The sequence below is a fragment of the Micromonospora arborensis genome (assembly GCF_003205615.1).
Classification (GTDB): Bacteria; Actinomycetota; Actinomycetes; order Mycobacteriales; family Micromonosporaceae; genus Micromonospora; species Micromonospora arborensis.
This window is the reverse complement of sequence record NZ_PYBV01000005.1, coordinates 453,597-479,716: the sequence shown is the minus strand read 5'-3', so window position 1 is coordinate 479,716 and position 26,120 is coordinate 453,597. Positions and strand designations below refer to the sequence as shown.

Annotated in this window: 26 protein-coding genes and 1 pseudogene; 18 read left to right on the top strand and 9 right to left on the bottom strand. The window is 71.9% G+C overall.

Going from position 1 to position 26,120, the window contains the following annotated elements; translation table 11 throughout:
- Nucleotides 1–177 precede the first annotated feature (177 nt).
- Nucleotides 178–687 (bottom strand): hypothetical protein, encoded by a 510-nt coding sequence (locus C7C45_RS05265; protein WP_110562471.1) that lies wholly within the window; start codon nucleotides 685–687, stop codon nucleotides 178–180.
- 337 nt (nucleotides 688–1,024) lie between these two features.
- Here C7C45_RS05265 and C7C45_RS05260 point away from each other — a divergent pair, with 337 nt between their 5' ends.
- Both C7C45_RS05260 and C7C45_RS05255 read left to right on the top strand, forming a co-directional pair.
- Nucleotides 1,025–2,032 (top strand): endonuclease/exonuclease/phosphatase family protein, encoded by a 1,008-nt coding sequence (locus C7C45_RS05260; RefSeq protein ID WP_110562470.1) that lies wholly within the window; start codon nucleotides 1,025–1,027, stop codon nucleotides 2,030–2,032.
- 231 nt (nucleotides 2,033–2,263) lie between these two features.
- Nucleotides 2,264–3,313 carry an ROK family protein gene (locus C7C45_RS05255; protein ID WP_110562469.1) on the top strand — a complete coding sequence of 350 codons (1,050 nt, stop codon included), beginning with the start codon at nucleotides 2,264–2,266 and terminating at the stop codon, nucleotides 3,311–3,313.
- Nucleotides 3,314–3,416: 103 nt separating this feature from the next.
- Here C7C45_RS05255 and C7C45_RS05250 read toward each other — a convergent pair whose 3' ends face one another.
- Complete coding sequence (locus tag C7C45_RS05250) at nucleotides 3,417–3,617, bottom strand: DUF397 domain-containing protein (protein WP_110562468.1); 201 nt, start codon at nucleotides 3,615–3,617, stop codon at nucleotides 3,417–3,419.
- A gap of 5 nt (nucleotides 3,618–3,622) precedes the next feature.
- Nucleotides 3,623–4,468 (bottom strand): helix-turn-helix domain-containing protein, encoded by an 846-nt coding sequence (locus C7C45_RS05245; RefSeq protein WP_110562467.1) that lies wholly within the window; start codon nucleotides 4,466–4,468, stop codon nucleotides 3,623–3,625.
- A gap of 279 nt (nucleotides 4,469–4,747) precedes the next feature.
- Between C7C45_RS05245 and C7C45_RS05240 the strand changes: the two genes are divergently transcribed.
- Nucleotides 4,748–4,966 carry a hypothetical protein gene (locus C7C45_RS05240; RefSeq protein WP_110562466.1) on the top strand — a complete coding sequence of 73 codons (219 nt, stop codon included), beginning with the start codon at nucleotides 4,748–4,750 and terminating at the stop codon, nucleotides 4,964–4,966.
- Between the two features lie 196 nt (nucleotides 4,967–5,162).
- Entirely contained in the window at nucleotides 5,163–6,263 is a 1,101-nt protein-coding gene (locus tag C7C45_RS05235) for a D-alanine--D-alanine ligase family protein (protein ID WP_110562465.1), read from the top strand.
- Nucleotides 6,264–6,318: 55 nt separating this feature from the next.
- Here the strand turns inward: C7C45_RS05235 and C7C45_RS05230 are convergent, their stop codons facing one another.
- Nucleotides 6,319–6,987, bottom strand: coding sequence for a DUF3515 family protein (locus tag C7C45_RS05230; RefSeq protein WP_244200246.1), 669 nt, complete (start codon nucleotides 6,985–6,987; stop codon nucleotides 6,319–6,321).
- On the bottom strand, nucleotides 6,988–7,221 hold the full coding sequence (locus C7C45_RS05225; protein WP_110562464.1) for an Lrp/AsnC ligand binding domain-containing protein: 234 nt from the start codon (nucleotides 7,219–7,221) through the stop codon (nucleotides 6,988–6,990).
- Nucleotides 7,222–7,317: 96 nt separating this feature from the next.
- On the opposite strand from C7C45_RS05225, the gene C7C45_RS05220 reads away from it, so the two are divergent.
- The gene (locus C7C45_RS05220) at nucleotides 7,318–8,310 is read left to right on the top strand and encodes a thiamine-phosphate kinase (protein WP_110562463.1); all 993 of its coding nucleotides are present in this window, start codon (nucleotides 7,318–7,320) and stop codon (nucleotides 8,308–8,310) included.
- Nucleotides 8,311–8,339: 29 nt separating this feature from the next.
- A complete protein-coding gene (locus tag C7C45_RS05215) occupies nucleotides 8,340–8,801 on the top strand; it encodes a GNAT family N-acetyltransferase (RefSeq protein WP_110562462.1) in 462 nt (153 codons plus the stop codon).
- A 130-nt stretch (nucleotides 8,802–8,931) separates the two neighbouring features.
- Here the strand turns inward: C7C45_RS05215 and rpmB are convergent, their stop codons facing one another.
- Nucleotides 8,932–9,123 carry a 50S ribosomal protein L28 gene (gene rpmB / locus C7C45_RS05210; RefSeq protein ID WP_091671657.1) on the bottom strand — a complete coding sequence of 64 codons (192 nt, stop codon included), beginning with the start codon at nucleotides 9,121–9,123 and terminating at the stop codon, nucleotides 8,932–8,934.
- 303 nt (nucleotides 9,124–9,426) lie between these two features.
- On the opposite strand from rpmB, the gene C7C45_RS05205 reads away from it, so the two are divergent.
- Nucleotides 9,427–11,040 (top strand): DAK2 domain-containing protein, encoded by a 1,614-nt coding sequence (locus tag C7C45_RS05205; RefSeq protein ID WP_110562461.1) that lies wholly within the window; start codon nucleotides 9,427–9,429, stop codon nucleotides 11,038–11,040.
- Nucleotides 11,037–13,235, top strand: coding sequence for an ATP-dependent DNA helicase RecG (gene recG / locus C7C45_RS05200; protein WP_110562460.1), 2,199 nt, complete (start codon nucleotides 11,037–11,039; stop codon nucleotides 13,233–13,235). Before C7C45_RS05205 ends, recG begins: the two co-directional genes overlap by 4 nt.
- Before the next feature lie 102 nt (nucleotides 13,236–13,337).
- Here recG and C7C45_RS05195 read toward each other — a convergent pair whose 3' ends face one another.
- A complete protein-coding gene (locus C7C45_RS05195) occupies nucleotides 13,338–14,519 on the bottom strand; it encodes a cell wall anchor protein (RefSeq protein WP_110562459.1) in 1,182 nt (393 codons plus the stop codon).
- A 547-nt stretch (nucleotides 14,520–15,066) separates the two neighbouring features.
- Here C7C45_RS05195 and rsmD point away from each other — a divergent pair.
- The 9 genes and pseudogenes from rsmD (at nucleotide 15,067) to C7C45_RS05150 (ending at nucleotide 22,997) form a co-directional block, all read left to right on the top strand.
- Nucleotides 15,067–15,630 (top strand): 16S rRNA (guanine(966)-N(2))-methyltransferase RsmD, encoded by a 564-nt coding sequence (rsmD, locus tag C7C45_RS05190; protein ID WP_110562458.1) that lies wholly within the window; start codon nucleotides 15,067–15,069, stop codon nucleotides 15,628–15,630.
- Nucleotides 15,627–16,109, top strand: coding sequence for a pantetheine-phosphate adenylyltransferase (gene coaD, locus C7C45_RS05185; RefSeq protein WP_110562457.1), 483 nt, complete (start codon nucleotides 15,627–15,629; stop codon nucleotides 16,107–16,109). Before rsmD ends, coaD begins: the two co-directional genes overlap by 4 nt.
- A 231-nt stretch (nucleotides 16,110–16,340) precedes the next feature.
- Nucleotides 16,341–16,838, top strand: coding sequence for an SPFH domain-containing protein (locus C7C45_RS05180; protein WP_110562456.1), 498 nt, complete (start codon nucleotides 16,341–16,343; stop codon nucleotides 16,836–16,838).
- A 110-nt stretch (nucleotides 16,839–16,948) separates the two neighbouring features.
- Nucleotides 16,949–17,512 (top strand): YceD family protein, encoded by a 564-nt coding sequence (locus tag C7C45_RS05175; RefSeq protein ID WP_110562455.1) that lies wholly within the window; start codon nucleotides 16,949–16,951, stop codon nucleotides 17,510–17,512.
- A gap of 5 nt (nucleotides 17,513–17,517) precedes the next feature.
- Nucleotides 17,518–17,691, top strand: a complete 174-nt coding sequence (gene rpmF / locus C7C45_RS05170) for a 50S ribosomal protein L32 (RefSeq protein WP_030335284.1) — start codon at nucleotides 17,518–17,520, stop codon at nucleotides 17,689–17,691.
- A gap of 114 nt (nucleotides 17,692–17,805) precedes the next feature.
- On the top strand, nucleotides 17,806–18,786 hold the full coding sequence (locus C7C45_RS05165) for a phosphate acyltransferase PlsX (protein ID WP_110562454.1): 981 nt from the start codon (nucleotides 17,806–17,808) through the stop codon (nucleotides 18,784–18,786).
- Nucleotides 18,783–19,532 (top strand): annotated as a pseudogene (rnc, locus tag C7C45_RS05160) (ribonuclease III); the annotation flags it as partial. The gene C7C45_RS05165 and the pseudogene rnc, both read left to right, overlap by 4 nt.
- A 166-nt stretch (nucleotides 19,533–19,698) precedes the next feature.
- Nucleotides 19,699–20,556 carry a bifunctional DNA-formamidopyrimidine glycosylase/DNA-(apurinic or apyrimidinic site) lyase gene (mutM, locus tag C7C45_RS05155; protein ID WP_110562453.1) on the top strand — a complete coding sequence of 286 codons (858 nt, stop codon included), beginning with the start codon at nucleotides 19,699–19,701 and terminating at the stop codon, nucleotides 20,554–20,556.
- A gap of 221 nt (nucleotides 20,557–20,777) precedes the next feature.
- Nucleotides 20,778–22,997 carry an MMPL family transporter gene (locus tag C7C45_RS05150; protein ID WP_110562452.1) on the top strand — a complete coding sequence of 740 codons (2,220 nt, stop codon included), beginning with the start codon at nucleotides 20,778–20,780 and terminating at the stop codon, nucleotides 22,995–22,997.
- 182 nt (nucleotides 22,998–23,179) lie between these two features.
- Here C7C45_RS05150 and C7C45_RS05145 read toward each other — a convergent pair whose 3' ends face one another.
- Nucleotides 23,180–24,022 (bottom strand): endo alpha-1,4 polygalactosaminidase, encoded by an 843-nt coding sequence (locus tag C7C45_RS05145; protein ID WP_110562451.1) that lies wholly within the window; start codon nucleotides 24,020–24,022, stop codon nucleotides 23,180–23,182.
- A gap of 120 nt (nucleotides 24,023–24,142) precedes the next feature.
- Nucleotides 24,143–25,363, bottom strand: a complete 1,221-nt coding sequence (locus C7C45_RS05140; RefSeq protein WP_110562450.1) for a CAP domain-containing protein — start codon at nucleotides 25,361–25,363, stop codon at nucleotides 24,143–24,145.
- A 372-nt stretch (nucleotides 25,364–25,735) separates the two neighbouring features.
- Here C7C45_RS05140 and C7C45_RS05135 point away from each other — a divergent pair, with 372 nt between their 5' ends.
- Nucleotides 25,736–25,930 (top strand): hypothetical protein, encoded by a 195-nt coding sequence (locus tag C7C45_RS05135; RefSeq protein ID WP_030487463.1) that lies wholly within the window; start codon nucleotides 25,736–25,738, stop codon nucleotides 25,928–25,930.
- Nucleotides 25,931–26,120 lie beyond the last annotated feature (190 nt).

Genomic DNA, 26,120 nt, shown 5'->3' with positions numbered 1-26,120 from the left:
TGTCGGCGACCTGGAGTGGATCATGCTCGCTCACAGGCTGCCACCGGAGTGAGCGCCCCTGGGACAGGTTGCTGCCGGGGTGCAGGCTTGCCGGGTGCGGTCGGAGGGCCGGCGCGTGCCGGGCGAACAGGGATCCGGCCCCCGCGCGCGGGGCGCGGGGGCCGGACGTCGACTCGGTCAGGGCGTGTGGACGACCAGATGGAAGCCCAGGTCGGTCGGGTAGCCGGACGACGTGCGGGTCTGCACGAAGACCCCGTTCGGCGTGAGCAGCCGGGGCGCGACCGAGATCTCGCCGGCCGGCGGGATGCAGCAGTTGTCAGCCCGGCCGACGGTCGCCACGATGACAGCGGACGCGACGTTGTAGCCGAACTGGACCTCGTACTGACCGGTGCCGTACTTGATCACGGTGCCGGCGCCGCGCGCCTTGGTGCCGTTGGAGTTGACGACGGTGATGCTGACGGAGGCCGCCATCGTGCTGACCCCACCCGCCTTCAACGCGGCCTTCGACAGTCGCGCCGACTCGGCGGAGACCGGCGGCTGGCTGTTCGTGCCACGGTCCGTCGGCTTGACGGCCGCCTGCGGCGCCTTCGCCGACGGCTGGGCGACGGCGATCCCCCCACCAGCCAGGGTGAGCGCCAGGACAGCGAACGTGACCGCTGTCGCCTTGCGTCGGAAGGATGTTTCCATGACAGGTCCCCCTTGTGTGACCGTGCGAATTCGGCCGACCCGCAGGGCGGGACGGATGACTGCCAATAAATAGGTCGACGACGACAGCAGGGCGAGGGAAAGCGCACTTACCGACATCCGGTGAGGTTGATTTCTCAACGATCCACAGCCGGTCTGAGCTGGTATTACTACTCAGAGTTGTGTCGTTTGAGCCAGATGGAACGTAGCACCGCAAAAAGCCAGCCGTCAATAGTTGATCTCACTTTATCGAGCTGTCGATCAGCCGTCAGATAATTGTGAAAGGTGAACGCACCACCATTCATGAAATGGGCTCGGTAAAGCCACTAGGATCATTGACATGATCGTCGACACCCCGTCCACGCCCACGCCCGCCACCGGGCGACACCGCGCCGCCCGAGTGGGCACAGCGCTCTGCTGGCTGACGGTCGTACCCACCGCCCTCTGGGCGGCCGTCCGCCTGGTCGGTCTGGACCGGGGGCCGCTGGTGCAGGCGCTCGCCTTCACGCCGTACGTCGCCGGCTTCAGCGTGCTGGCCCTCGCCCTCGCCCTCGCCCTGCGGCGCTGGTGGGCGACGGCGGTCGCGGCCCTGGCGGCGGTGGCACTTGTCGGCGTCGTCGCCCCCCGGGCGCTGGCCGCGCCGCAGCCGGCGGCGGCCGGACCGACGGTGCGGCTACTCACCGCCAACCTGCTCGCCGGCTCCGGCGACGCGGGGACGCTTGTCGAGCTGGTCCGACGGCACGAGGTGGACGTGCTCACCGTGCAGGAGTTCACGCCGGAGGCGCAGGCCGCCCTGGATCAGCTCGGCCTCGACCGACTACTGCCCCACCGGCAGCTCAACGCGGAGATCGGCACACCCGGCTCCGGGGTCTACTCGCGGTGGCCGGTCACCGACCTCGGCCTCCGGCGCAACCTCAACGGCTGGGGCTTCACCCAGGCGTACGGGACGATAGCCGTCCCCGGCGCACCCCCGGTTCGCGTCGAGTCGGCCCACCCTTCGGCCCCGTACGCCGTGGACCAGGTCGGCGCATGGCGTACCGACCTGACCGCCCAACCTCCGGCCACCCCGGACGGTGGCCTGCAGATCCTCGCCGGGGACTTCAACGCCACCCTCGACCACAGCCCGTTGCGGGCGCTACTGCGCAGCGGTTACGTCGACGCAGCCGACGCCGCCGGGAAGGGCCTGACCGGCACCTGGGGCCCTTACGACGGTGACCTCATCCCACCGGTCACCATCGACCACGTGCTGGTCGACCGGCGCATCGCGGTCCGCTCGGTGCGGGTGCTCGCCCTGCCCGGCAGCGACCACCGCCCCGTCCTAGCCACCCTGACCCTCCCAACCCCCTAACCCACCAACCCCCACCCCACCCCCCCCCACCCCACCCCGCCCCACCCCGCCCTGCCCCTCACCCCGGCGATCTTGCAGTTTCGGTCGTCGAATTGAGCCGAACACCCCTTATGTCGGGACAGCAAGTGCAAGATCGCGGGCGGGTCGGCTGGTCGGGGTGGGCGGGCATGGCGGGGGAGAGGGGTTGGCACTAGCCTCGGCTCACACTTACGGCGGCGGGAGGCGGTTTCGGTGGGCAGCGCAGGGGTGCCGGTGGTCGTCGGGTTGGACAACGGCGGCACCAGCAACAACGCCACCGTGCTGACGGTGGATGGTCGCTTCCTGGTGGACGGGCTGTTGGAGATCCCCAGCGAGGTGCGCGCCGGGCCGGAGGCGGCGATCGAGGCGCTCGCCCAGGCGCTGGACGGTGCCCTGGCGCAGACCGGGGTGCCGCGCGAACTGGTCCAGGCGGTGGGTCTGGACACTCCCGGCCCGGCCAGCGCCGACGGCGTCATCTCGTCGCGGGGCTCGACCAACTTCTCCCAGCCGGCCTGGCGCGGCTTCGACGTGCGGGGCGCGCTGGAACGGCGGCTCGGCCTGCCGGTGATCTACCACAACGACGGCAACGCGGCCGCGCTCTACGCCCACCACGTGCACTTCGGTGCCGACGCCATGGGCCGCTCGTCGGTCTCCGCGATCGTCGGCACCGGCCTCGGCGGCGGTGTGGTCGAGAGCGGCCGGGTGATCGCCGGTGCGGCCGGGATGGCCGGGGAGCTTGGTCACGTGCACATCCCGCTGACCGGGCTGCTCGGCCCGGGGCAGGCGGAGCCCACCTGCGCCTGCGGCTTCACCGGCGACGTCGAGAGCATCGCGTCGCTGACCGGGATCGAGCGCAACCTGCTGCCGTACTGGCTGACGCGGTATCCCGACCACCCGCTGGCCGCCGAGCCGTTGGCCCGGGCGGCCAAGTTGGTCCGGGGGTACGGCGAGCGGGGGGACGCCCTCGCGCGGGACCTCTTCACCCAGCAGGCGATGGCGCTGGGTCGGCTGTTCACCGTGGCGGCGAACTTCACCGACCCGCACGCGTACTTCGTCGGGGGTGGGGTGGTGGAGGCGGCGCCGGAGTTTCGCGACTGGTTCCTGGCGACGGTCCGCGAGCACACCGTGCTTCGCGAGGAGCAGGCGGCGGTGGCCACCTTCGCGCTGGTGCCGGACCGGGACATGGCCGGTGCCCGGGGTGTGGCAATCGCCGCACTGGAGGCGCTGCGCACCGTCGGGGAGCCCCGTCCGGTGGTCGTCTGAGCGTGGTCTGCCCCGTCCCGGCCGCCGCGCGGCGTGGTCAGCGACGCGGCGGCCGGGACGGCGGGGTGGTACGTCCGGTCAGGTCGGCGATGCGGCGACCCGGTCAGCGGCGGGGTGGCGCCTCGGCGAAGGTGGCCCAGGCGGCCGGCGGGAACAGCAGGGCCGGGCCGGACGGGTCTTTGGAGTCGCGGACGGCCACCAGCCGCGGGATCGCGGCCACCTCCACGCAGGCGCCCTCGTCGCCGCTGCGGCTGCTCTTGCGCCACGCCGCCGCGGCCAAGGCCGCTGTGATCGTCGGTGTCATCGGTCCTACCGTCCCTTCAGGACTGTCAGGAGCATCCCGCGGCTGTCGGCCGGACTGAGGGCCACGCTGCGGAGATGCTCCATGATCTTGGTGCAGGTACGCGTCTCGCCGGCCCGGTCGAGGATCATCTGACCGGCGACGGTCTCCACTGACGCGATGATCGGATCCTCCGGGTCGGCGAACTCGAGGATGTGCAGTGAGCCCCGGGTGCCGCGGTGGTAACCGGCGGAGAGCGGGATCACCTGAACGGTGATGTTCGGCAACTCGGCCATCTTGACCAGGTGCCGCAGTTGCCCGTCCATCACCGACTGCTCGCCGACCGGGCGCAGCAGCGCGCCCTCGTCGATGATCGCGTCGAGGATGGGCGGATCGTCGCCGGTGAGCCGCTGTTGCCGGTCGAGCCGGACCTTGACCCGCTGCTCCACCAGGTCGTCGCCGAGGGTGTGCGGGCCTCCGCGCATGACGCCACGGATGTAGTCGGCGGTCTGCAGCAGGCCGGGCACCACCGACGGCTCGAAGTTGGCGATGGCGGTCGCCTCGGCTTCCAACGCGATGAAGTCGATGGTGCGCGGATCCAGCAGGTAGGAGTACGACACCCACCAGCCCGGCTTGCGGGCGTCCTTGGCGAGCTGCACCGCCGCGGCCACCTCCTCGGCACCCACCCCGTACGACGTGAGCAGGGCGCGCACGGTGGCCGGAGTGATCAGGGTCTGGGCGTTCTCGTACCGGGAGAGGGTGCTGCGGGTGCTGTTGATCTCATCCGCCGCGGTCTCCAGCGTCAGCCCGGCGGCTTCCCGGTGGTGGCGCAGGGCGATACCGAGCCGGCGGGCACGGGCTGTCTTCGGGGCCATACATCGATGGTCGCACACATCTGTGGGAACGTGTGCATGAGAGAACGCCGATGGGAGTTGCATTCACGCCTGTACACGTGTCAATCTGTCATCGCGTCCTCACCGCCGGTTGTCGTGGCGACGGTGGTGGTGAGCGACCGGAGGGGATAGGGCGCGCGGCGATCGGGTTTCTCCCCCGTACCCGATCGTCGCGTGCCGCCGCCATCCCGGCCCGCCGGAAGGAGACGACGACGTGCGTAACGTTCCGGAGCCCTCCGCCATGCATCCGGCCGGCCCTCGATGACCCGCTTTCTGGTGGTGCTCACCGACGTGCGTGCCGTCGAGGGCATCGACCGTGACGAGCGGACCGCGCCGGAGCGGCGACGGCAGGTGGTCGGCGCCAGCAGTCGCGAGGCGGCCGACCGGATCGCCGGAGCGTTCATGGCGCTCGGCATGGTGCGAGCCGGTCGGCAGCGGGTGAAGGTGATCGCGGTCGGCCGCCGGCACTCCCGCGACTGAGCAGGCCCAGGGCCGCTGACCTGCGACAATGCGACAGTACCGTCACGCACCGTATATGCTGTGATGACCGAATGCCGTGTCGGGTCGTGGCTCGCCGGGTATCGCCTCGTCGTACCGCCACGCACAGTAAGGTCAACCGGGTGAGCGCCACCGGCGAGCACGACCAGCCGCAGTCGCGTACGAAGAGGTGACCGGAGTGACCACCCCAGGCAAAACCCGCGTGGCGATCGTCTTCGGCGGCCGCAGCCCGGAGCACGGCATCTCCTGCGTCAGCGCCGGCAGCGTGTTCGGCGCGCTCGACCCGGACGAGTTCGAGGTGGTGCCCGTCGGCATCACCCGGGCCGGCCAGTGGGTGCTGACCAGCGGAGATCCCGCCCAGTTGGCGATCAACGCCCGTGAGCTCCCGGAGATCACCGCCGACTCCGGCGACGACATCGTGCTGCGTGCCGACCCCACCGGCAACGGGCTGATGGTGCTCGATCCGACCGAGGGGCCGCGGGTCCTGGCCGACGTGGACGTGGTCTTCCCGGTGCTGCACGGCACGTACGGCGAGGACGGCACCATCCAGGGAATGCTGGAGATGGCCGGCATCCCCTACGTCGGGGCGAACGTCTTCGCCTCCGCCGCCGCCATGGACAAGGAGTTCACCAAGAAGCTCTGCGCCGTCGAGGGCATCCCGGTCGGCACGTACGCCGTGCTGCGCAACGGGATGACCCTCAGCGAGCAGGACAAGGAGCGGCTCGGCCTGCCAGTCTTCGTCAAGCCGTCCCGGGCCGGGTCGTCGTTCGGCGTCAGCAAGGTCACCGACTGGAAGCAGTTGGACGACGCGGTCGCCACCGCCCGGCAGTTCGACCCGAAGGTCATCATCGAGGCCGCGATCGTCGGCCGCGAGGTCGAGTGCGGCGTGCTGGAGGGCGAGGCCGGTGGTGTGCCCGAGGCATCCGTCCTGGCCGAGGTGCGGGTCGTCGCCGACCACGAGTTCTACGACTTCGAGGCGAAGTACCTCGACGAATCCTGCGAGTACGACGTTCCGGCCAACCTGCCGGAGCGGGTGACCCGCCAGGTGCAGGAGTACGCGGTCCGTGCGTTCACCGCGCTGGACTGCGCCGGCCTGGCCCGGGCCGACTTCTTCGTCACGCCCGAGCTGGACGTCTACCTCAACGAGATCAACACGATGCCCGGGTTCACCCCGACGTCGATGTTCCCGCGGATGTGGGCGGCCTCCGGCCTGGAGTATCCGAAGCTGGTCAACCGGCTCGTGCGTACCGCCCAGCGGCGCGGCGTCGGCCTGCACTGAGCGACCCGGCCGCACCCGCCGACGTCAGCCCGGCCGAGGCCGGGTCAGCGTCGGGTCAGCGCTGGCAGCCGGACGGGATGGCGCCGCCGGAGGGCACGGCCGCCACGATCGTGCTGGAGATCGGTGACACCCACTGCAACGGCTGCTCGTACGAGCGCGGCACCCGCACCGTGATCAGGGTTTCCCGGTCGACAGTGGTGAGCACGGTCGCCTCGGTCTCCTCGGCCAGGTGCCAGCAGACCCGGTTGACCGTCCAGACCTCGTCGGTGCTGGGGAAGGTCGGCTCGGTGCCGCCGCAGGCCACGGTGAGCGCGGGGTCGCCATACGCGGCGTTCTGCTCCGGGCCGGCCGTGACCGGCCGCTGGGCCAGGTCGCGGATGCCCGTCGGCAACTGGGAGAGCAGGGCCCGGCAGACCGTGGCCGGGCGGGTGGCCAGAGCCGGGGCGGCCATCTGCACCGGGTCGGTGGACTGCACCCGCGCGGTGGTCGCGGAGGGCGTCGGCGCGGCGGCCGGCGTGTCCGGGGTGAGCTTGCTGAACGCGAGCAGGGCCACCAGCAGCGTGATCGGCAGCGCGATCAGGGTGGCCAGCAGTGCGGCGCCACGAATGGTCCGGTCCCGGCCGGCCGGCGCGGCGGCGGCGGGATCGGCCGGCTCGCCGGTACCGTCAGCCGGCTCGCGCGTGCCGTCGTCCAGAGCCGCAGGGGAGGTCGTCATCTCGTCCACTTACAGCCGCACCACCGAACACGTGAGGGTACGAGTGATGCCGGGCACCATCTGCACCTTGCTCACGATGAGCTTGCCGAGTTCGTCGACGGTGTTCGCCTCGGTGAGGACGACCACGTCGTACGGCCCGGTGACGGCGTCGACGCGTACCACGCCGGTGATGTCCGCGATGAGACCCGCCACGTCACGTGCGCGCCCGACCTCGGTCTGGATGAGGATGTACGCCTGTACCACGACTCGACCTCCGTCCGTCGCCGCTCGGGAGCGGCCCGAAGGGTGAAAGTACCTTACGGACCAGGTCTGATCCCTATCGGCGGTCAAGGAGCAGCGGTGAGCGAGCACGGCGGAGCCGGGCAGCAGCACGGGCGGAACGCCGGCGGCGGTGCCGGCGTGTCCGGAATTGGAGAGTTCGGGCTGATCGGGAAGATCACCGCCCGACTGTCGTACGGACCGACGACCCTGCTCGGCCCGGGCGACGACGCGGCGGTGGTGACCGCGCCGGACGGCCGGGTGGTGGCCTCCACCGACGTGCTGGTCGACGGGCGGCACTTCCGGCGGGACTGGTCCTCCGCCCGCGACGTCGGGCACCGGGCGGCGGCGGCCAATCTGGCCGACATCGCGGCGATGGGTGCCACGCCGACCGCGCTGCTGGTCGCGCTCTGCATGCCGGCGGACCTGGACACCGGCTGGGCGGAGGAGTTGGCCGACGGGCTGGGCGCCGAGGCCGCGACGGTCGGCGCGAGCGTCGTCGGCGGGGACATGTCGGCAAGCCCGACCCTGACCGTCGCGGTCACCGCCCTGGGCGACCTGGAGGGTCGCGCGCCCGTGCTGCGCTCGGGTGCCCGCCCGGGGGACGTGCTCGCCCTGGCCGGGCGCACCGGGCACGCGGCAGCCGGGTTGACCGTGCTCACCCGGGGCTTCCGCACCCCCCGGTTGCTGGTCGAGGCGTACCGACGGCCGCAGGTGCCCTACCCGGCCGGCCCGCAGGCCGCCCGGCTCGGCGCCACCTCGATGATCGACGTGTCGGACGGGCTGCTCGCCGACCTCGGGCACGTCTCGGCGGCCAGCGGGGTCGCGATCGATGTGCGCCGGAACGCGTTCGAGGTGCCCCGGCAGATGGCCGACGCGGCGCAGGCGCTCGGCGTCGACCCGTACACCTGGATCCTCTCCGGTGGCGACGACCATGCGCTGGCCGCGACCTTCCCCCCGGCGGTGGTGTTGCCGCCGAACTGGCGGCCGATCGGCGTGGTGACAGACGGTGCCGGGGTGACGGTCGACGGCGCACCCTACGAGGGCCCGACCGGCTGGGATCACTTCCGGTGAAACCTGACGTCCGCCGTACCCTGGATACCGTGAGTGAGATCGAGATCCGGGTGGTGCGGTTCGACGCACCGGTGGCGCAGCAGTTGATCGGTTCGGCCCTGGCCGACCTGAGTGCCCGCTACGGCGGCTCCGGCGACGACACCCCGGTGGACGCGACCGAGTTCGAGCCGCCCGATGGCGCGTTCCTCGTCGCCTATCTGGCTGGCGAGCCGGTCGGCTGCGGTGGCTGGCGCAGCCACGGTGCGGACACCGCGGAGCTGAAGCGGATGTACACGGCCCCGGCGGCGCGTGGGCGAGGCGTGGCCCGCACGGTGCTGGCGGCCGTCGAGCGCTCGGCTCGGGAGCAGGGCCGCAAGCGGGTGGTTCTGGAGTGCGGCGACAAGCAGCCCGAGGCAATCGCGATGTACCGCTCCGCCGGCTACGAGCGGATCCCGAACTTCGGCTTCTACAAGGACGCGGAGGGCTGCGTCTCCTTCGGCCGCACCCTCTGACCTGAGGTCGCCGACGGGCGCGGCCTGCGGCTCCGGGCGCGGGCGGTACGGCGTTCGGCGCGAACACGACAGAGCCGGCGGACCTCAGGGTCCGCCGGCTGAGCCGAACGAGAAGTGTGGTGCCGCCGCGTCAGGCGCGGGTGACCTTGCCGGCCTTGATGCACGAGGTGCAGACCTGCAGCTTCTTGGTGTTGCCGCCACCGGCCGGGGTGCGCACCGACTGGATGTTCGGGTTCCAGCGGCGGTTGGTCTTCTTCTTGGACCAGGGCACGTTGTGGCCGAAGCCCGGCCCCTTGCCACAGACGTCGCACACGCTAGCCACGGGATACTCCTGGGATTGAAACGTTCATGAGGTCGCCGGCAGAGGTGCTGCACGGGCAACCTGGTCAGCCTACCCGATGCCCCGCCGACGGGACCAACCGCCCTGGCCCGGTGGCCAGCCGCGCCCCCGCCAGCGGATGGTGGGTCGGCCCGCCGGTTGCAGGGGGGTGGTTCCGGCGGCCACTGTACCCGCAGGGCAGGTCCGGGTTGATCGGCCCGGGAGGGAGCGCCGCCCGGGGCGGGGGCAACCGGACACGCCGGACGAGTCCGACGCGTGTCGGTGCGCGCCAGTAGGCTTCTGGCCGTGCTGGACACCCTCGACGCCGCCGCGGTCCGCCGCTGGTGCGCGGGTGGGCTGACCGCGCTGAAGCGTCACCAGGGCGAGATCGACCAGCTCAACGTCTATCCGGTGCCCGACGGCGACACCGGCACCAATCTGGTGCTCACCCTCACCTCGGCCCAGCAGGCCCTCGCGATGGATCTGGACACTCTGCCCGACAGCGGGCCGACCGCGCACGGGCACGCGCTGCGGCTGATGGCCCAGGGCGCGCTGCTCGGCGCGCGGGGCAACTCCGGGGTGATCCTCTCGCAGATCCTGCGGGGTTTCGCCGACGAGGTCGCCGTGGTTCCGGCGGTGCGCGGCCGGGAGTTGGCCGCCGCGCTGCGCTCCGGCGCCACCGCCGCGTACACCGCGGTTGCCCGACCGGTCGAGGGCACCCTGCTCACCGTTGTCGCGGCGGCCGCCACCGCCGCCGAACGCGCCGACAGCGGCGACCTGCCGGCGGTGGCCCGCGTCGCAGCCCGGGCGGCGACCGAGGCCCTCGCCCGGACCCCGGAGCAACTGCCGGCGCTGGCCCTCGCGGGCGTGGTCGACGCGGGCGGCCGAGGGCTCTGCGTGCTGCTCGACGCCCTGGTCGAGGTGCTCACCGGCGAGAGCGCCGCCCGGCCCGCACCGACGCCGCGCTCCGCCCGCCCGGCGGCCACCGTCGCGCGGGAGGCCGGTTCCGACGAGTACGCGTACGAGGTGCAGTTCCTGCTCGACGCCGGGGCCGAGGCGGTGGCCGGGATGCGGCGGGCGCTGGACGCGCTGGGGGATTCGCTGGTCGTCGTCGGCGACGGGCGCGAGCCGGAGAGCACCTGGAACGTGCACGTGCACGTCAACGACGTGGGCGCGGCGGTCGAGGCGGGCGTCGCCGCCGGCCGCCCGTACCGGATCTCGGTGACCCGCTTCGCCGACCAACCGGAGCCGCCCCGCGGCCCGGTCGCGGACGGCCGGGCCGCGGTGGTGGTGGCCACCGGCGGCGGCATCGCCGACCTGTTCGCCGCGGAGGGGGCCACCGTGGTGCCGGGCAACCCGTCCACTGGCGAGCTGCTGGACGCGGTCCGCGGCACCGGCGCGGCCCGGGTGGTGGTGCTGCCCAACGACCCCAACACGCAGGCGGTGGCGAGCGCGGCGGCCCGCGAGGCCCATCGCCACGGCATCAAGGTGAGCGTGGTGCCGACCCGCTCGCCCGTGCAGGCCCTCGCAGCCCTCGCGGTCCGCGACGGCGACCGCCGCTTCGAGGACGACGTCATCGCGATGGCGGAGGCCGCCGGGGCCTGCCGTTACGCCGAGGTCTGCCATGCCAGCCGGGAGGCGCTGACGGTGGCCGGCCCCTGTCGTCCGGGCGACGTGCTGGCGCTGGTGGAGGGGGAGGTGCACCTGATCGGCACCGACCTCACCGACACCTGCGCGGCCGTGGTCGACCGGATGCTCGGCGGCGGTGGCGAGATGGTCACCCTGCTGGCCGGGGCGGACGCCCCGGCCGGGCTCACCGATGCCGTCCGCGCGCACGTCGCGAGGCGCTGGCCGTTCGTCGAGGTGCACACGTACCCGGGCGGCCAGCCGTTTTATCCGCTCCTGGTAGGGATCGAATGAGCGAACCAGCCACCGTGGACACTCCGCTGAAGAAGCTGGTCGGGGACAAGACAGCCAAGGCGCTGGCCGCACACCTCGACCTGCACACCGCGGGTGACCTGGTCTATCACTTCCCACGACGCTACGACGAGCGCGGCGAGCACACCGACATCCGCTCGCTGGACGTCGGCGAGCAGGTCACCGTGCTGGCCCAGGTGCAGCGCACCGCCGTGCGCCCGATGCGCCAACGGCGCGGCAACCTGCTGGAGGTGACCGTCGGCGACGGCTCCGGCGGGCTGCTGACGTTGACGTTCTTCGGCAACCAGGCGTGGCGCGAGCGGGAGCTGCGCCCCGGCCGGTGGGGGCTGTTCGCCGGCAAGGTCACCGAGTTCCGGGGCAAACGGCAGCTCAACGGCCCGGAGTACGTCCTGCTCGGCGAGGGTGGTGAGGGCGAGGCGGCGGTCAACGACGAGATCGAGGAGTTCGCCGGTGCGCTGATCCCCGTCTACCCGGCCGCGGCGGCCGTGCCGACCTGGGTGATCGCCCGCTGTGTCCGGGTCGTGCTGGACACGTTCACCCCGCCGGACGATCCGCTGCCGGGCAGCGTGCGGGCCAGCCGCAAACTGGTCGGGCTCGGCACCGCCCTGCGGGAGATCCACCGGCCCACCAGCAAGGAGGAGCTGTACCGGGCGCGGCGGCGGCTCAAGTGGGACGAGGCGTTCGCCGTCCAGTTGACCCTGGTGCAGCGCAAGCACCGGGCCGCGGACTGGCCGGCCCGGCCCCGCCCGCCGCGTCCCGACGGGCTGCTGGACGCCTTCGACGCCCGCCTTCCGTACGAGCTGACGGCCGGCCAGCGCGACGTCGGCGTGGAGATCGCCGCGGACCTGGCCGCCCCGCACCCGATGCACCGGTTGTTGCAGGGTGAGGTGGGCTCGGGCAAGACGGTGGTGGCGTTGCGGGCAATGCTCCAGGTGGTCGACGCGGGAGGGCAGGCCGCGCTGCTGGCGCCGACCGAGGTGCTGGCCGCCCAACACCACCGCGGCATGCTCGACCTGCTCGGGCCACTCGGGCAGGCCGGTGAGCTGGGTTCCGCCGAGCACGCCACCCGGGTCGAGCTGGTCACCGGTTCGCTGGGCGCGGCAGCCCGGCGACGGGCGCTCGGCGAGGTGGCCAGTGGAGCCGCCGGCATCGTGCTCGGCACCCACGCCCTGCTCTACGAGGGCGTGGACTTCGCTGATCTGGGCCTGGTGGTCGTCGACGAGCAGCACCGCTTCGGCGTCGAGCAGCGCGACGCTCTGCGGGCCAAGGCCGACCAGCCGCCGCACGTGCTGGTGATGACGGCCACCCCGATCCCGCGCACGGTGGCGATGACCGTCTACGGCGACCTGGAGGTCTCCACCCTCTCCCAGTTGCCCCGAGGGCGATCGCCGATCGCCTCGCACGTGGTGCCGGCCGCCGAGAAACCGGCGTACCTGGATCGGGCCTGGCGTCGGATCCGCGAGGAGGTGGCCGCCGGCCATCAGGCGTACGTGGTGTGCCCGCGAATCGGTGACGGCCCGGCGTCGGAAGAGGAACCACCGCCCGAGGACGACAACGGCCGACGGCCGCCGCTGGCGGTGACCGAGGTGGCCCCACTGCTGGCCGAGGGGCCACTGCACGGCCTGCGGATCGGGGTGTTGCACGGTCGCCTGCCGGCCGACGAGAAGGACGCGGTGATGCGATCCTTCGCCGCCGGTGAGCTGGACGTGCTCGTGGCGACCACCGTGATCGAGGTCGGCGTGGACGTACCGAACGCGACCGTCATGATCGTGCTGGACGCCGACCGGTTCGGTGTCTCCCAACTGCACCAGCTCCGTGGCCGGGTCGGCCGTGGCGCCGCGGCGGGGCTCTGCCTGCTGGTCAGCGAAGCGGCCGAGGGTTCGTCGGCACGGGAACGGCTGGACGCGGTGGCGTCCACCAGCGACGGTTTCAAGCTCGCCGAGCTGGATCTGGAGCAGCGCCGCGAGGGTGACGTGCTTGGTGCCACCCAGTCCGGGCACCGCTCGCACCTGCGGCTGCTGTCCCTGCGCCGCGACGCCGACCTGATCCGTGACGCCCGCGCCGAGGCGATCACCCTCGTCGAGGAGGACCCGGAGCTGACCCGCAACCCGGCGCTGGCCGCCTCGGTCGCCGCGCTTGTCGACGAGGACCGCGCGGAATACCTGGAAAAGGGCTGACGGTCCCCGCCTGGCCTGCTTCTCATCAACTGGTCAGCGGAATACACCGAGGGCGCGTCGACCAGATGGTCGACGCGCCCTCAGCTTTCAGAGCGGGTTGTCTCAGGCGGTGAAGCGCACCCGACGACGACGCGCCATCACGAACAGGCCCGCACCAGCGGCGAGCAGCACCACGGCGCCAGCGATGATCCCGCCGGTCGCGGCACCGGTCAGCGGCAGCGCCGGCTCGTCCTTGTCGCCGCCACCCTGGCCGGCGTTGCAGTCGGCCGGCTTCTCCCAGGCGATCGGGCTGGTGTCGTCGAGGCCCTCGGCCGCCGGCGTCACGGTCAGACCCTCGGACGCCGGGAACTCGACGATCACGGTCTTGCCGGGCTCGACGGTCCGCTTCTGCGCCTCGCCCTTGTTCGGGGTCAGGGTCACCTCGAAGGCCTTGCCGTCCTCCGGGTTGGCGAAGCCGAAGACGAGCTTGTCGCAGGTGGACTCGAAGCCGGCCTGGGGCTCACCCGGCTTGACGCAGTCCTCCGGGGTCGCCCAGGTGTAGGGCGTGCCGACGACCTTGTCGCCCTCGCTGACGGTGATCGCGCCGGCCTTGGCCGGAACGACGATGTCACTCTTGCTGGCACCCGGCTTGACGGTGTAGGTCTCCGAGAAGCCCGTCGCCTTGACGGTGAGCTTGGCGTCGGTCGTGGCGTCGGCACCGTTAGCCAGCGTCACCGTGACGGCACCCTCGCAGTCGGAGGCGAAGCTGGCGGTGGGGACGGTGACCGCAGCCGGCGGGGTCACGGTGGGGCTCGGGGTGGGGGTCGGGCTGGCCGTCGGCGTCGGCGTCGGGCTGGCCGGCGGGGTGTCCTTGGTGCAGGTGCCGCCGAACGTCACCTTGCCCTTGGTGGGCTTGTCCTCGGAGTAGCGGTCGTCCCACTTGGCCTGCACCGCGAGGGTGGCCTGGGTCGCCGAGCCGGGGACCCGCTGCTCGCCCGTGATCGGGGTGTTGACGTCGTACGGGTACTTCCCGCGTTCCGACACCTCGATGTTGGTCACGGTGGTGCCAGCGGGGGTGAGCCGGACAGTCTTCAGCCCGAAGAACTTGGACGAGTAGTGGGCCTTGCTCTGCACGGTCCAGGTCACCACCCACTCGCCGGTGGTGGTGTCGCAGACCGCTTTGCCGCTCGGCTCGCTGTAGTGGGCGCTGGCGGGGGACGCCATGACGCCAACACCGGTGAGGCCGATCAGCGCGCCCGCGGCGATGGCCGCGATGCGCCGCAGCGGAGACTTGGGGAGGTTCAACGCCTGCTCCTGATGAGGGGGTACGGATCGTGTGCGGGAGGTCGGGAGGCCTGGCGACCGGACGGATCGTCTGCTCACCGGGACGTCGCGCAACACGGGGGTGTTCCCGCGCGAAGCGGGGACAGGGGGTGACTGTACTGGCGGGCCACGAATGAAGGGAGTTCATATCATTGCCATTGGGCAATGTAATCAATTCGTGATCTTTGATGAACTGGTGGTGCCCGTCTGATCACTGAGGATCGGCGGCGACGGTCGCGAGGGGCTCCGCAATGGACCCGGATCGTCCTCAAGTGCCGGTGCGAAGTGCGGACGTCTGTCGTCCGGCCCGCCGGGCGGACATCCCGACAAGCGTTATGACTCAGCGGCATATTTATACCTCTGAGTCATAACGCTCACCAGTGCACCCGCCTCCGGTGCCGTTCGGTGTCGACGCCGTGGCTGAGCGGCTCGGCTCGGACCTGGTCGGCTGGTGACTGGTGATACGGGCGGTGTCGGTCGCGGTCTGCGCTGGCTCGCGTAGCGTCGCGGGCATGAGCAGGAGGAAACGGTGACCCGGATCGTGGCCGGGACGCTCGGCGGCCGGCGAATCGCCGCGCCTCCCGGCGCCGGCACCCGACCCACGTCCGACCGAGTGCGGGAGGCGCTGTTCAGTGCCGTCCAGGCCGAGGTCGACCTCGACGGTGCCCGCTTCGCCGACCTGTACGCCGGTTCCGGCGCGGTCGGGCTGGAGGCGCTCTCCCGGGGGGCCCGGCACGTGCTGCTGGTCGAGTCCGACCCGCGGGCGGCCCGGGTGATCCGGGAGAACGTGGCGACCCTGCGCGCAGGAACGGCGGCCCGCCTGGTCACCGGCAAGGTGGCGACGGTGCTCGCCGCTGGCCCCGGTGGCGAGACCTACGACGTGGTCTTCGCCGATCCGCCGTACGCGGTGCCGGCCGAGGAGATCACCGCCGTGCTGACCGCGCTTGTCGACGGCGGCTGGCTCGCGCCCGACGCGCTGGTGGTGGTGGAGCGGTCCCGTCGCACCAGGCAGTTCGACTGGGTGGACGGGATCACCGCCGAGCGCAGTCGCCGGTACGGCGAGACCACCCTTTGGTACGGTCGCCGATCATGAGACGTGCGGTGTGCCCCGGTTCGTTCGATCCGGTCACCAACGGACACCTCGACATCATCGGGCGAGCCAGCCGGCTCTTCGACGAGGTGATCGTCGGTGTGCTGGTGAACCAGTCGAAGAGTGGCCTGTTCACCGTCGAGGAGCGGATCGACATGCTCCGCGAGGTGACCTCCTCGTACGGGAACGTGCGGGTCGAGTCGTTCCGCGGGCTGCTGGTGGACTTCTGCCGGGCCCAGCAGGCGAGTGTGCTGATCAAGGGTCTGCGGGCGGTCAGCGACTTCGACTACGAGTTGCAGATGGCCCAGATGAACATCGGGCTGGCCGGCGTCGAGACGCTCTTCATGCCGACCAACCCGCTCTACTCGTTCCTCTCCTCGAGTCTGGTCAAGGACGTGGCCAAGTGGGGCGGCGACATCTCCGCCCACGTGCCCGACCCGGTCCGCGAGGCCCTGCAAGCCCGCCTCGGCCCCCGCCCCTGACCGACTCATCCGCTTCCCGCGATCTTGCACTTTCGGTCGCGCCGTTGCCCCTTTTGCGGCGGATTGCCGTAACAGGTAGTGCAAGGTCGGCGCGGGGTGACGATGTCGCGACGCGCCGGGTTGGGGCGGATGGGGCTTGTGTGGGGCTCGCACGACATGATTGGTGGCGCGGGGAACGGCCGTAGCCCGCATCATGGAGGTCGGCCGAGGAACGACAGGAGTGAGGTACCGGTGGACCCGCTCGATCGCATCGACGAACTGATCGCCATGGTGGAGCAGGCCCGCTCCGTCCCGATGTCGCGCAACAACTGCATGGTCGACCGGGGTGAGATGATCGCTGCCCTCGACGAGATGCGCGCCGACCTCCCCGCCGACCTGCGTCGTGCCGCCGCGCTCCTCGATGAGCGCGACAAGATCATGGACGCCGGCAAGCGCGAGGCGGACCGGATCATCAGCGAGGGTGAGGCAGAACACGCCCGCCTGGTCTCGGTGAACGAGATCACCGTGTCGGCCGAGCACGAGGGTGCCCGGATCATCGCCGAGGCCCGGGCCGAGGCGCAGCGCCTGCGGGAGGAGGTCGACGACTACGTCGACACCGCGCTGGCCAACTTCGAGCAGTTCCTCACCCGGGCGCTGGCCTCGATAGAGCGTGGCCGCGACAAGATGCACGCGCTGCGGGAGATCGGTACCTTCGGTGGGGATGAGGCGGAACGCCCGCTACCCTTCTGAGCGGCACCTCACCAGCCGACATTCTCAGGCGGGCGTCGCCCCCGGTTCGACGGTCCGGCGGTCGTCCAGGTAACCTTTTTTGTCGGCCTCTCACCGGCCGGAGTCTAACTATGCCCAAGCACTCGCCATCGACACTCAACCCCAGGTCGCCGCTGGTCCTCGACACGAGGGACCTGCCGCGCCGACCTGGCGCGTTGCGTGAGGTCCAGCGGGTCGTGCCGGCACCGGCGGACCTCGGTGTGGAGTTGATCGGCGTGCCGGAGGGCGCGGACCTCGACCTCGATCTGAGGTTGCAGTCGGTGTCCGAGGGCGTGCTCGTCTCCGGGACCATCACCGGTCCCGTCCGGGGCGAGTGCGGCCGTTGCCTGCGCGAGATCAACGACTCGATGGGCGTGACGATCCAGGAGCTGTACGCGTATGAGGACAGCACCACGGATGCCACGACCGACGAGGACGAGGTGGGCCGGATGCAGGGCGATCTGATCGACCTGGAGCCGGCGCTGCGGGACGCGTTGGTGCTCACGCTGCCGACCAACCCGCTCTGCCGGGAGGACTGCCCAGGGTTGTGCCCCGAATGCGGGGCGCACTGGGATGATCTGCCGGCCGACCACAGTCACCAGCAGATCGACCCGCGTTGGGCGGGCCTGTCGCAACTGACCGTTACAGAGGAGTAAGAACCGTGGCCGTCCCGAAGCGCAAGATGTCGCGCAGCAACACCCGGTCCCGCCGGGCGAACTGGAAGGCGACCGTGGTCGCGACCGTCGCGTGCCCGCAGTGCAAGTCCCCGAAGCTGCCGCACGCTGCCTGCTCCGTCTGCGGCACCTACAACGGCCGCCAGGTTCTCGAGGTCTGACCTGGACGCCGAGTGACGCCCCCGACCTCAGGTCGGGCGGCGCGCGCATCCTGGCATTCGCCCGGTGCCCCGGCTCCCTCCGACACCGGCCGGCCCACTCCGGTCGGCGTTCCGGTGGAGCCGGGCACCGCGCGGATCGCCGTTGACCTCCTCGGCGGGGACGACGCTCCCGCCGTCGTGGTTGACGGCGCTCTGCGGGCCATGCGCGCCGACCCTGACCTGCACCTGCTCCTCGTCGGCCCGGCCGAGGTCGCCGACGAGTTGATTGCTGCCCTCGATCCGGCGCAACGCGCCCGGATCACGGTGCGGCCCGTCCGCGTTGCCGTCGGCATGGCCGACCATCCCATGGCCGCCCGCGCACAGAGCACCGTCCGGGCTGCGGTCACCGCCGTCCACGACGGGACCGCTGACGCCCTGGTCTCCGCCGGCGCTACCGGCGCCACCGTGACCGCAGCCGTGCTCGGCCTCGGCCGCTGGCCGGAGATCCGCCAACCTGCGCTCGTCGCCACCCTGCCCGCCGTGGCGGGGCCGGTCGTGCTCCTCGACGTCGGCGGCTCGCTGGAGCCCCGCCCGGCCACCCTCGCCCGCCACGCCGTGCTCGGCGCCGCCTACGCCGCGGTGGCGCACTCGATCGCCGCGCCGCGCGTCGGACTGCTCTCGGTCGGCACCGAGGCAGGCAAGGGCGACCGGGTCCGGCGGGCCACCGACCCGTTGCTCGCCGTCGAGCCGCTGCCCGGTGGGGCGCGCTACGTCGGGCTGGTCGAGGGGTACGACGTGACCCTCGGCGCGCGCGTCGATGTGGTCGTCACCGACGGCTTCACCGGTAACGTGCTGCTCAAGGCCATCGAGGGCGCGTACGCGATGGCCGGCGGCCCCCCTGCCGAGGGCGGTGCGCCCAGGGCGGCCGCCCTGCTGGGCGTCGCGGGGACGGTGGTCGTCTGCCATGGTTCCGCTCGTGCCGACGACGTCGCCTCCGGCATAGCCCTCGCGGCCCACCTGTGGCGGCGGCGCGCCATCGATCTGGTCTCGGCGTTGCTCGACGCCGCGACGAACCGCACCGACCGCTCCACCGACACCGAGGTACGCACATCATGAGCAACGACAAGCGGCGGCGGGCGTCCGTCGGTCACCTGGAAGCCGCGTTCGGCGTGAGCCTGGAACCCGAGCTGCTGCAGCGCGCGCTGACCCACCGCTCGTACGCGTACGAGAACGGCGGGCTGCCGACCAACGAGCGGCTGGAGTTCCTCGGCGACTCGGTACTGGGCGTGGTGATCACCACCGCGCTCTTCCACAACCACCCCGACCTGCCCGAGGGGCAGTTGGCCAAGCTGCGCGCCAGCGTGGTCAACATGCGGGCGCTCGCCGACGTGGCCCGTGGCCTGGGCCCGGACGGCCTCGGCGCGTACCTGCTGCTCGGCAAGGGCGAGGAGACCACCGGTGGCCGGGACAAGGCGAGCATCCTCGCCGACACGCTCGAGGCGCTGCTCGGCGCTATCTACCTGCAGTACGGGTTGGACACCGCGGGGATCGTCATCCACCGGCTCTTCGACCCGCTGATGGCCGAGTCAGCTGGCCGGGGCGCCGCACTGGACTGGAAGACCAGCCTGCAGGAGCTGACGGCGGCGCTCGGTCTCGGCGTCCCGGAATACCGGATCGAGGGCACCGGCCCGGATCACCTCAAGACGTTCACCGCCTGGGTGGTGGTGGCCGGCAACCGGTACGGCGGTGCCGATGGGCGCAGCAAGAAGGAAGCCGAGCAGCGGGCGGCCGAGGCTGCCTGGCGAACGCTCGCCGAGCAGAACGGCCAGGCCGGCGACGACGGTCAGGACGGGCGGACCGGCGACGACCGGAAGGACCAGCCGGTCGACCCGGACGACGCAGCCGACCGGGACGAGCCGTTCGGGCCGCTGGAGCGCGCCGAGCGGTCGGCCCAGGCCGAGCAGGCCGACCATCTGGCGCAGGCCCTGCCGGCCGGGGGTGCCGACGGCCACGAGACGGGGTTGGGGCGTGCCTGAGCTGCCCGAGGTGGAGACCGTCCGGCAGGGGCTGGCCCGCTGGGTCATCGGCCGCCGGATCGCCTCGGTGGAGGTCCGTCACCCGCGCGCCGTTCGCCGGCACGTCCCGGGCGGCGTGCACTTCGCCGACGTACTCGCTGGCCGGACCGTGCTGGACGCCCGCCGTCGCGGCAAGTACCTCTGGCTGCCGCTGGACAGCGGCGACGCGATCATCGGGCACCTGGGTATGTCCGGTCAGCTGCTGCTCCAGCCACTCGGCACCGCGGACGAGACGCACCTGCGGGTCCGGTTCCGGTTCGCCGACGACGGGCCGGAGCTGCGCTTCGTCGACCAGCGCACGTTCGGCGGGCTCGCGGTGAGCGAGGGTGGCGCCGATCTGCCCGACGAGATCGCGCACATCGCCCGCGACCCGATGGACCCGGAGTTCTCCGACGCGGAGTTCGTCGCCGCGTTGCGCCGCCGGCACACCGAGGTGAAGCGGGCGCTGCTCGACCAGACCCTGATCTCCGGGGTGGGCAACATCTACGCCGACGAGGCGCTCTGGCGGGCCGGGCTGCACGGAGGCCGACCCACCGACGCGCTGACCGGCCCGGCCGCGCAGCGCCTGCTCGGTCACGTCCGCGACGTGCTCGCCGAGGCGATCAAAGTGGGTGGGACCAGCTTCGACGCCCTCTACGTCAACGTCAACGGGGAGAGCGGCTACTTCGACCGGGAGCTGAACGCCTACGGCCGCGAGGGCGAACCGTGCCGGCGGTGCGGGGCACCGATCCGCCGGGAGGCGTTCATGAACCGGTCCTCGTACAGCTGCCCGCGCTGTCAGCCACGGCCTCGGGGCTCCCTTCGGGGATGACCCGGAGCAGGCTCCGGGTCGGTCCCGGCGGGTCGTGTCCGGACGCTCCGGGCTGGCCCCCGGGAACTGTCCGAAGCGCGGGTCGCCGCCCGCCGGATCGACCCGCCGCCATGGTGTACGGGTTCCGGGGCGGGCCAGGGCCGTTCCCCGATGTGACCGCCTCGTCACGTACCTAACGTCAGCACCGTTGACATGGGGCTGACGTGACAGGGGGACCCGAGATGGGCAGCAGACCGGTGACGGTGCGGTTGGCGCGGTGGAGCGCCGAACACCCGTGGCGGGCGATCGCACTGTGGGTCGTGTTCGTGGCGGTGTGCTTCATCGGCGGCAACGCCGCCGGCCTCAACGAGGCCACCAGCGCCGACCAGGCGATCGGCGAGGCCGGGCGGGCCAGCCTCATCGTGGACGCCGCCGACTTCGACGACCCGGCCGTGGACAACGTCCTCATCACCTCGCGGGGCGGTGCGCTCGATCAGACGGCAGCGAAGGCGGCGGCCGACGACGCGGCGGCCCGGCTGCGCACGGTCACCGGTGTCGCCGCGGTGGGTCAGCCGGTCACCGCCCGGGACGGCTCGGCGCTGCTGCTGCCGATCACCATGTCCGGCGACCCGGAGACCGCCTCGGACCGGGTGCAGCCGCTGCGCGACGCCACCGCCGCCCTGCAGGCCGCACACCCGCAGCTCCGCGTCGAACAGGTCGGCGGGCCGTCGATCGGCCAGGCCCTCGACGACACCCTGGGCAAGGACTTCAAGCGCGCCGAACTGCTCAGCCTGCCGGTCACCCTGGCCATCCTGATCATCGCGTTCGGCGCGTTGATCGCGGCCAGCGTCCCGGTGCTGCTGGCGCTCTCCTCGGTCGCCGCCGCGATGGGCCTGTCCACGCTCGCCTCGCACCTGGTGCCGGCCACCGACACGACGTCACCCGTGATCCTGCTGATCGGCATGGCGGTCGGGGTCGACTACTCGCTGTTCTACATCCGTCGGGAGCGGGAGGAACGGGCCAAGGGCCGCTCCGGCCTGGACGCGGTGGAGATCGCCGCCGAAACCTCCGGGCACGCCGTGGTGGTTTCCGGTTTCGCGGTGATCATCGCGATGGCCGGGCTGCTGCTCGCCGGCGACGTGGTCTTCTCGTCCCTGGCCATCGGCTCGATCCTGGTGGTCGCCGTCGCGGTGACCGGCTCACTGACCGTGCTGCCCGCTCTGCTGGCCCGGCTCGGCCGCTGGGTCGACCGCCCCCGGGTGCCGCTGCTCTGGCGGCTGACCGCGCCGCGTACGGGCCGGCACGGCGAACCACGCGCACCCCGGCTCTGGCCGGCGGTGCTCCGGCCGGCGCTGCGCGCCCCGGTCGTGACGCTTGTCATCTCGGTGGGTCTGCTGCTCGCGTTGGCCGCGCCGGCGCTCGGCATGAAGCTGAAGTTCCCCGGCATGGAGGACCTGCCGCGCACCACGCCGGCGATGCAGGCGTACGACCGGCTCACCGCCGCGTTCCCGAGCACCGGCACCAACCACGTGGTGGCCGTCCGGGCACCGGCCGAGCAGGCCGACCGGGTTCGCGCCGCCCTCACCGACCTGTCCACCCGGGCCACCGGGGACCCGCTGTTCGCCCCGGCCGAGGCGGACGGCCCGAAGATCGAGGTGTCGGCCGACCGGCGAGTGTCGGTGCTGGACGTCGCCACCCCGTACTCCAGTCGGGACGACCGGTCGGTGCGGTCGCTGGAGAAGCTGCGCGGCGACCTGGTCCCGGCCGAGCTGCGGGGCATCCCGGGCATCGAGTACGCGGTCGGCGGCAGCGTGGCCGACAGTGCGGACTACGCCAAGCACGTCCGGAACAAGTTGCCGCTGGTGATGGGTTTCGTGCTGGTGCTGACCTTCCTGGTCATGGTGTTCACCTTCCGGTCGGTGGTGGTGGCGGCGAGCTCGATCGCGTTGAACCTGCTCTCCGCCAGTGCCGCGTACGGGCTGCTGGTGCTGGTCTTCCAGGGCGAATGGGCCGAAGGGCTGCTTGGCTTCACGTCGATGGGCGCGATCGTGTCCTGGCTGCCGTTGTTCCTCTTCGTGGTGCTCTTCGGCCTCTCGATGGACTACCACGTGTTCGTGGTCAGTCGGATCCGCGAGGGGGTCCGGGCCGGCATGCCCAACCGCGACGCCGTGTCGTACGGGATCACCTCCTCCGCCGGGGTGGTGACCAGCGCGGCGATCGTGATGGTCGGCGTCTTCTCGATCTTCGCCACGTTGAGCACGATCGACATGAAGCAGCTCGGCATCGGCCTGGCGGCGGCGATCCTGCTGGACGCCACGATCATCCGGGGAGTGGTGCTGCCGGCGTTGATGACCCTGCTCGGTGACGCCAACTGGTGGGCGCCGCGTTTCCTGCGCCAGCGCCCTAGGGTCGCCCCGGCCGACCCGCCGGCCTCGACCCCGGAGCTGGTGCCGGTCCCCTAACCGCCGGACCCCACCCCCCCACCCCCACCCCCACCCCCTCGCTCCGCTGATCTTGCACTTTCCGTCGCGACAAAGCGGGCCAACCCCGCCGAATCGACGACCGAAAGTGCAAGATCGCGGGCGGGGTGGGGTGGGGCGGGGTGGGGTGGGGTGGGGCGGGGTGGGGTTCGGGTGGGGTGGGGTTAGGGCAGCGGGCAGGCTTCCCGCCAGGCATCCAGGTCGCGGTCCTTCCGGATCGAGGCGAAGCCGTAGCCGACGGTGGTGACGCAGAAGTCGTCGGTCGCGCCGGTGTACTCGACGTGGAAGACCGGCTTGCCCGCGTCGGCGAACGGCAGCAGTTTGGCGCACTGGCGCAGCCGGACACACTCCTCGTTCACCGCGAAGTCGAAGTCCGGGGCCAGCGCCGCGAGCTGCGGCACGTCGTTGACCAGCCCGGGGGAGAGGCTGAGTGAGCGGGCCAGTTGGGCGAGCCGGCGGTTGAACAGCAGCTGGTCGTCGAAGTCGAGCGGGAAGCCCGTGCGAGACGCGTACCCGTCGGCGTCGGCGAACGCCACCGCACCGAAACCCTTGCCCCGGCACAACCGGAACCGGTCGGCCAACACCGGCTCCAGCGCGTCCCAGCTCCGGACGTCCAGCCACCGGCTGTCGGGTCGGCGAGCGGCGGAGCCCTGCACGACGTCCGAGAACCGGCTGGCATCCGGGTCGGCGGAGCGAACCGAGCCGACGTACACCTGACAGATCAACCGGCGGTCCCGGGACCGCAGCTCGGCGGTCTGCGCGGCGGTGGTCTCCACCGGGTCGAGCAGGAAGACATCCGCGTCCACCGCCGTATCGAGCGGGCCGCTGAGCTGCCACTGCCACTGCCAGAGGCGGGCCTGTGCGGCTGGCCAGGGGGTGGGCGCGCCGGGCGGGGTCAGTTCGGGTCGGCACGCGTACGCCGGCACCACCAGGACGAGCACGACGCCGGCCGACAGGACGCGGCGCAGTGGGCGTACGGCGGCGCGTCGCCGTGGCCGGATCCGCATCGGCAGCTCCCGGGTCCCGGACGGCCCGTCGCCGCCCTCACCGGTACGCCGCCGCCCCCACGCTCCGGCCCGGCGTACCTCACCGGGTCAAACGAGCGCGGGGGCGCGAACGACGCGCGGTCAGCGCGGCGCCGCGAAGACCTGCGTCCAGTACGGCCCGTTGCTGCTGGCGATGCCGACGCCGATCTCGGTGAAGGCGCAGTTCAGGATGTTGGCCCGGTGGCCGGAGCTGTTCATCCAGGCGTCCATCACCGCGGCCGGGGTTTTCTGGTTCCAGGCCACGTTCTCGCCGTACGTGCGCCAGGCGTAGCCGACCCGGTCCAGCCGGACGCCGGAGTCGCTGCCGTCGCTGCCGGTGTGCGACATGTTCTGGTGGTCGGCCTGATCCTGGCTGTGCCGCTGGGCGGCGGTCATCAGCTTGTCGTCGATGCTCAGCGCGTTGCAGCCGGCCTTGGCCCGCTCGGCGTTGACCAGGTCCACCACCTCGCGGGCCTGGGCGCTGACGGTGCCGCTGGAGCCGCCGGAGCCGCTGCTGGTACTCGGCGCGCTGGTGCGCGGCGCGCTGCGGCGCGACGCGGCGGTGGAGCGCGACGACTCCGGGGTGGGCTTGACGGTCCTGCTCGGGGTCGGGCTCGGCTGGGTCGGGCTGGGTGTGCTGGTCGGGGAGGGCGCGGCGAGGGTGTCGAGGGCCGGCGGCTCGGTCGGTGCCGCCGACGCGGCGAAGGTGTCGTCGACCGCCGTGGGCTGATCGGCCCCGTCGTCACCGCCGGGCATCGCGAGCGCGCCGACGCCGAAACTCACCACGAGGGTGGCCGCCGCGGCGGCGCCACCGATCATCAGCGGCCGTCGCCAGCGGCGGGGGGGGCGATGCCGCCCCTCGCCCGACCGGCCGGCATCGGCGTGCCAGCCGTCGGTCGGGTCCGGGTCGGCGTGGGTCCGCCAGCCTCCGGTCGTATCGGCACCGGCGTGCCAGCCACCGGTCGGGTCCGGGTCGGCGTCGGTGTGCCAGGTGCCGGTGGTCGCCTCGACCGGGCCGGTGCCGTGCCAGCCGTCGCTGGTGGCGTCGGTCGGGCTGCCGCGGTGCCAGTCAGCGGTCGGCTCGTGCTCCGGCCGGTGTGCCGGCCAGGCGGCGGTGTGGGCGTCGGTCGACCCCGTGCCGGTGGCCGGGCCGGACGGGGACTGCTCCCGGTGCCACTCTTCGCCGGGCTGATCGGGGACGTCGCCGAACAGGTAGGCCGAGCGGGGCTCCGGGCGGTCGTGCAGCCAGGCCGGCTCGTCGGTCGGCCGCTCGGCACGCCGGGGGGCGCCGTTCGGGTCCATCGGGTCGGTCCAGCCGTACACGCCTATGCCTCCACGGGTCGGTTGCGGGCCGGGGTGACGCTACGGCGCGTCCGCGACCTGCGGCAACGTGGCTAAGGAAGAGTTAAGGGGAAGTCGGACGCCAGGGTGCGGACTTCCGCGGATCCGGGCGTACAGTAAAGGCGTCCGGACAGAGCGTGTCCGTGCCATTGCGGCAACCCCCCGACAAGTGGACAGGTCGACGTGGAGATGATCTACGGCCTGCGAGAACTTGACGAAGGAGGGGTTTGCGGCTCAATATATAGGTGTCGCCAGTCGCGCCCGGTCATGCCCAGATACAGCCTGGAATGACAGCCGCGTACAAATGGGCGCGCGTTGGCCGGCCTTTCCGGCAGCGCATATCAAGGAGTCAGCATGGCGAAGGCCCTCTACGGCCACGTAGGTGCAGCGCCCGATCGGCGTCTGCTCGACGAGGTCACCCGACTGCGTTCCAGGGTTCAGGCGCTGGAGTTCGAGATCACGCGTCTGCGTGCCGACAACGATCGGCTCGCGGCGGCTGCGGCGGAGGCGGACGATCTGCTCCGTCTGGCCGAGCCGGCGCTGACCTGATCTTCGCGTCGAAAAACTGAATCGCACTATCGCAAAAATGCGCGCCGACACGTCTGTGCCGGCGCGCAACGCTGTCCGGCCCCTTTCGGCGCCGACGATTTATGATCTTGTCGTCGATGGCGCCGGAACCGTGCCGACGAGATCCGAATAGCGCGTCACCGGATAAGCCGATCATGAACGGCTCTTGTCT

Coding starts and splice junctions, on each gene's coding strand:
- C7C45_RS05150 (WP_110562452.1), top strand. CDS start 20,778: ATGGGCAGCAGACCGGTGACGGTGCGGTTGGCGCGGTGGAGCGCCGAA.
- C7C45_RS05175 (WP_110562455.1), top strand. CDS start 16,949: ATGCCCAAGCACTCGCCATCGACACTCAACCCCAGGTCGCCGCTGGTC.
- C7C45_RS05245 (WP_110562467.1), bottom strand. CDS start 4,468: ATGGCCCCGAAGACAGCCCGTGCCCGCCGGCTCGGTATCGCCCTGCGC.
- C7C45_RS05260 (WP_110562470.1), top strand. CDS start 1,025: ATGATCGTCGACACCCCGTCCACGCCCACGCCCGCCACCGGGCGACAC.
- C7C45_RS05250 (WP_110562468.1), bottom strand. CDS start 3,617: ATGACACCGACGATCACAGCGGCCTTGGCCGCGGCGGCGTGGCGCAAG.
- C7C45_RS05135 (WP_030487463.1), top strand. CDS start 25,736: ATGGCGAAGGCCCTCTACGGCCACGTAGGTGCAGCGCCCGATCGGCGT.
- C7C45_RS05240 (WP_110562466.1), top strand. CDS start 4,748: ATGACCCGCTTTCTGGTGGTGCTCACCGACGTGCGTGCCGTCGAGGGC.
- C7C45_RS05145 (WP_110562451.1), bottom strand. CDS start 24,022: ATGCGGATCCGGCCACGGCGACGCGCCGCCGTACGCCCACTGCGCCGC.
- recG (WP_110562460.1), top strand. CDS start 11,037: ATGAGCGAACCAGCCACCGTGGACACTCCGCTGAAGAAGCTGGTCGGG.
- C7C45_RS05265 (WP_110562471.1), bottom strand. CDS start 687: ATGGAAACATCCTTCCGACGCAAGGCGACAGCGGTCACGTTCGCTGTC.
- coaD (WP_110562457.1), top strand. CDS start 15,627: ATGAGACGTGCGGTGTGCCCCGGTTCGTTCGATCCGGTCACCAACGGA.